Genomic DNA, 4,642 nt, shown 5'->3' on the forward strand with positions numbered 1-4,642 from the left:
ACGACGTCGAAGGAGATAACGGCTACAAGCCTTGGCAAACCTTTCCCTTCGAGGAAAATCAGGGTCGTGAACAGTGACACGCTGGAAGAGGTCCCGAAGGGCGAGGTGGGAGAGCTGATCGTCTCTTCGCCATTTTTGCGACCCTACCACAACAATCCGGAGGAGACTGCCCGCTCTTTCGTGGAGATCGACGGCAACACGTGGTATCGGGTAGGCGACTATGTCAGGATGGATGAGGACGGGGAGCTCCATTATGTGGACAGGACAGCGGATGTCATTAAACATAAGGGCTACAGAGTCTCCGCCTCTGAGATAGAGGCCGTGTTGCAGGACCATCCCGCGGTTATCGGAGCCTGCGTTGTCGGTGTACCTGATCCGAAAGTGGGTGAGAGGATCAAGGCGATCGTGGTTCTGAAGGAGGATGCGCGGGGTGTCGGCTCACAGGAACTCACTGCTTTCTGCCGGGAAAGGCTCGCTCCCTACAAGATACCTCAGTACGTGGAGTTCAGGGACATGCTCCCGAAGTCAAAGGTAGGAAAGCTGTTGCGGCGCGAATTGAGGGCCGAGGAACGGCGAAAGTCTGAAAAGGTGAGGGCTTAGTGAAGATGGAGATTATCGAGCTCGACCGAAGCCGACTGACGGAGATAGAAGGTCTGTGGAAAGAATTAAATGCCCATCACGCCCAAAGCGCGTCGAACTTTAAAGAGTATTTTGACACACTGACCTTCGAGCACAGGATCAGACAGTTGCTGCATAAGGAGGACTTGTCGCTGTTTGTCAGTTCAGATACGGGCGAATATGTCGGCTATTGTATCGCTACGACTGAGAAGAGCAAAGGCGAGATCGACTCCATCTACGTAAAGGCAAGCCACCGTGGAAAAAAAATAGGTCATCAGTTGATCACACGTGCCGTAGAGTGGCTTCGTGCGCATAACTGTTCTGAAATAGCTATCTATGTAGCCGAAGGCAACGAAAAGGTTCTCGGCTTCTATGAGAAATACGGTTTCAACAAACGCTATACTGTCATGGGAGCGAGCAAGGAGAGGTGATCCAATGGAGAAACTACTTATTCGCCATGCGGAGCCGCACGACTATCGATTGGTCATCGCAGTCATCGATCAGTGGTGGGGCGGGCGACGAATGGCCGGCATGCTGCCGAAACTTTTCTTCGTGCACTTTCGGCCGACCAGTTTTGTGGTCGAGCACGACGGTACAGTTGTGGGGTTTCTCATCGGATTCGTCTCACAGACTTTCCTGGATGAAGCATACATTCATTTCGTTGGCGTGCACCCAGACTTCAGAAAAGCCGGATTGGCACGAAGGCTGTATGAGAAATTCTTCGCTGTCGTCGAGAACGTCGGTTGCCGGACAGTTAGATGCGTTACATCTCCGGTCAATCAGGACTCTATCCTATTCCATCGTGCCATGGGCTTTTCCGCCACAGATAGCGAAAAGATCGTCGACGGTATCCCGGTTTTCGAAGCGTACGATGGGAAGGACGAAGACCGCGTGTTATTTTCCAAAATCTTGGACGTTGCCCCAAATCGAGATAGACGCGTTTTATAAACGTGAGCCTGAATTACCTTATCTCTCGTTGTTGAGTGAAAGAGATGCGGCCGACTTCGCGGCTTCCTTTCTGCAATGGTGATTGTGCGTTTTTCCTTCGCGGTACAATATTGCGTGCGGTAATGAAATCAAAATCGATAGATTCCAAAAGACGAAGAACGCTTTGAGTAAGAATATATGCGCTCGATGCACTGAACAGAGGCGCAAAAGACAGAGAGCGGTACTGGGAGCTTGTCCACGGGTGACGAGGAGTTATCTCAAATGATATGCTTGTATCCGACGCACTCTAAGTACGCCTCCGTTCGCCACGGCTTGAGCACCTCGCTCTATTTTTGAATGCAACTCGGTATAATAGGAAGTTTGGCATGAGTGCAAGGCGCCACATCAGAAGCTAAGCGTCTACGCAATATCCAGCTTAAAATTCCCGCCGACCTTTACAAGGTGTAGAGTCGTAGCAAGCTTCCAAGCCTTCCTTCTTGTAAAGTTGAATTTCCCTTTTCTGTCTTCGTGCTCCATTGCAAACGGTAACTGAGTGTACGCCTTTTATCATAAAAGAATCAGACTACTTTATCACAAGCTCCTCCCCGGAAGTTTCTTGATGATATCCTTTTTGAGCATATTCTTATCCGCTTTACCAATTTTCGTAAGGGGAATAGCGGAAACGAACTCGATCCTCTCAGGGAGCTGCATCACCGACGCGCCTGCCTGCTTCAGGAAAGCGATTATATCGTCAAAAGAAAGCTGCGTATGCCATTTGACGACCACATACGCGCACACACGCTCACCAAGATCAGGATCGGGCATGCCGATCACCGCGACGTCTGCCACAGACGGATGCGAACTGATCAACTGCTCAATACCAACAGCGCTGATGGTCTCGCCGCCTCTAAGGATCGTCTCTTTTATCCTTCCCGTCAGAGTGATTATTCCAGAATCGTCGACCCTCGCCAGATCACCGGTTTTGAAAAAACCGTCCTTCAGCTTCGGCTCTTGCGAGCAGGCATCGGTCTCGTCCCATTTAATAGGATTAACGACCCATTTATTGATCACATCTTTGCCCGTGATCATAAATTTGTCAAGCAAAATTCTGCGCAATTCTGTGCAAAGGACTTCCTGGTGAAAAGACCCACTGGAACAATATGCTCTGAGGTTTTCACATTATGTCGGTTTCTACGAAGGCTTCACATTCTTCTTAAAATTGCATTTTTGGTACTTGGACCCGACATGCCATAGTACAACCGGCATTCACCGACGACTGCGGGCCTAATATCGATTCCTCTTACCACTCGCTGACACCCTCTTCATCGCGTCTTTTAAACTTGTAAACGTATTTAAAAAAGTATAAGAAAAAGAGATAAGACAGTGGAATAGGCGGGTCAAGTCTTTTCTTCCCTGTAAAAGCAAGTCGGCCAGACACCTAACCCACCTCTCTGAGCATCTCTCTGTTGTCAAGCTCTTCTTTGATTCCCAGTTCTCTCCGTAAGCGGTCCAAGACAGCGATCTCTCTGCCCGTGAATTTCACCCCTCGCCATTTTGCCGATGATCGAATGAGGACGGAGAAGACAAGCTTGAGCGCGGACTTTTCGGTCAAGAGTGAAGGAATGATTTTTGTCCTGCGTCTTTCTTCTTCAAAACCTCGCTCGATCAGGTTGGTAGTCCTTGCGGTCTTGCGATGGGTGAAGGGTAATTTGAGATGGGCAAGAGAAGCATCGAGATCATCTTCAAAGGCTTTGATCAGGGAAGAGAACTCATACCGACGTTTCCGGATGAACTCCTGCGCCAGCTGCTTTCCCTGCTCATAGCCTGAAGCGTCCCGGATCGCGATGAGCTCGGCTTTGATCTCCGGCCAGGCTTCGTCGGGCACTTTCGCCTGGAGGTTCTGCATCCGGTGGAACCAGCAGCGGATACGGAGGCTCGCTGGAAAGACGACCTCCACCGCTTTGATCAGTCCTGGCGCTCCGTCCGTGGTCACCGCCGTGGGAATGCGAAGACCCCTTGTCACCATATCCCGCAAGAAGTCGAGCCAGTTGTCGTAGCTCTCTTTGTTCCCGGAGGCGAGATGGAGCAACACCTTCTCGCCAGTCCTCGTAATCGCCCACGCGCAGAGGACGGCTTCCTTCACGTGGTAGCGGGCTCGCAAACTTTCGTAGAGCGCATCGAGAAAGAGATACTCCACGTCATACGGGGAGAGATCCCGATTCTGAAATTCTTCGAATTCCTGGTAGAGGATCTCGGTGACGTTGCTGACGGCCGTTCTGCTCAACAGGGCATCGCCCGTGGCTTCGGTGAGGGCATCCTCTATATCTCTTGTTGATAAGCCCCGAGCATACATCTCGACGGCCAGCTTCTCGAGAATCTCGGAGTTCCCCTTGAAGAAGGCGGCAAGCTTCGAGTGGAACGGGGAGTCTGTATCTCTCACCTGGGGATGGTGGACCTCAATCTTTCCTTCTGCGGTTTTGATGCGCAGCGGCTCATAGCCGTTGCGGTATCCTTGTCTCTTGTCACCACTGCGCTGATAATGGTCTCTTCCGAGAAACTCGGTCACTTCCTGTTCCATAAGCTCCTGCAGCACCAGGGCTGCGCTCTTCTTCACGATGTCACTGACAATCGATCCGCCGTTACGAACGCCCTGCAACAGCTCTCCTAATTCCTTGCGTATTTTCCTGCTTGCTGGTATCCTCTGCACGAGTGGCCTCCTTTGTGATTGATGTTGTCTGCCCGACACATCGTATCATAATTCAGGCCGCTCACTTTTTTACAGGGAGTATACGCCATCACCGTAGCACGTCCTCTTCCTTTCAGACATTTTCTGATCGTTTGTTAAGTGCCGTGAACTTGTCCAGTACTGTAAGGACTTTAGGGCTAACCAATGCTGCCCGATAATAGTAGTGCGCCTAAAATGAAATACGACACGATCGATACACGAATCTCACCGGAAGGCCGCCTGAATGTTTTGTCAAAGGTCGAGGTAAACCGGCTGCTCGACACCAGTCAGGGCGGCCTGTACAGGTTATTCCGCAACTGCTCACTCGCGGTGCTTAGTTCCGGCAATGGTTTGGCCGATGGCAAGGAGCTG

At 51.0% G+C, this 4,642-nt stretch carries 5 protein-coding genes; 3 read left to right on the plus strand and 2 right to left on the minus strand.

Going from position 1 to position 4,642, the window contains the following annotated elements; genetic code table 11:
• The 3 genes from VMT71_18270 to VMT71_18280 form a co-directional block, all read left to right on the plus strand.
• Positions 1-600: hypothetical protein (locus tag VMT71_18270; protein HVN25919.1), on the plus strand; the 600-nt coding region annotated here is incomplete at its 5' end.
• Between the two features lie 5 nt (positions 601-605).
• A complete protein-coding gene (locus VMT71_18275) occupies positions 606-1,049 on the plus strand; it encodes a GNAT family N-acetyltransferase (GenBank protein ID HVN25920.1) in 444 nt (147 codons plus the stop codon).
• A 4-nt stretch (positions 1,050-1,053) separates the two neighbouring features.
• A complete protein-coding gene (locus tag VMT71_18280; GenBank protein HVN25921.1) occupies positions 1,054-1,566 on the plus strand; it encodes a GNAT family N-acetyltransferase in 513 nt (170 codons plus the stop codon).
• 570 nt (positions 1,567-2,136) lie between these two features.
• Here the strand turns inward: VMT71_18280 and VMT71_18285 are convergent.
• Positions 2,137-2,661, minus strand: coding sequence for a hypothetical protein (locus VMT71_18285; protein ID HVN25922.1), 525 nt, complete (start codon positions 2,659-2,661; stop codon positions 2,137-2,139).
• Positions 2,662-2,983: 322 nt separating this feature from the next.
• Positions 2,984-4,252: an IS256 family transposase gene (locus VMT71_18290; GenBank protein HVN25923.1), complete on the minus strand. Its 1,269-nt coding sequence runs from the start codon at positions 4,250-4,252 to the stop codon at positions 2,984-2,986.
• Between the last annotated feature and the right edge of the window lie 390 nt (positions 4,253-4,642).

Source organism: Syntrophorhabdales bacterium, from assembly GCA_035541455.1.
Classification (GTDB): domain Bacteria; phylum Desulfobacterota; class Syntrophorhabdia; order Syntrophorhabdales; family WCHB1-27; genus JADGQN01.

Bases quoted from the DNA above. Each gene is read 5' to 3' on its own strand.
- VMT71_18275 (HVN25920.1), top strand. From the start codon at position 606: ATGGAGATTATCGAGCTCGACCGAAGCCGACTGACGGAGATAGAAGGT.
- VMT71_18280 (HVN25921.1), top strand. From the start codon at position 1,054: ATGGAGAAACTACTTATTCGCCATGCGGAGCCGCACGACTATCGATTG.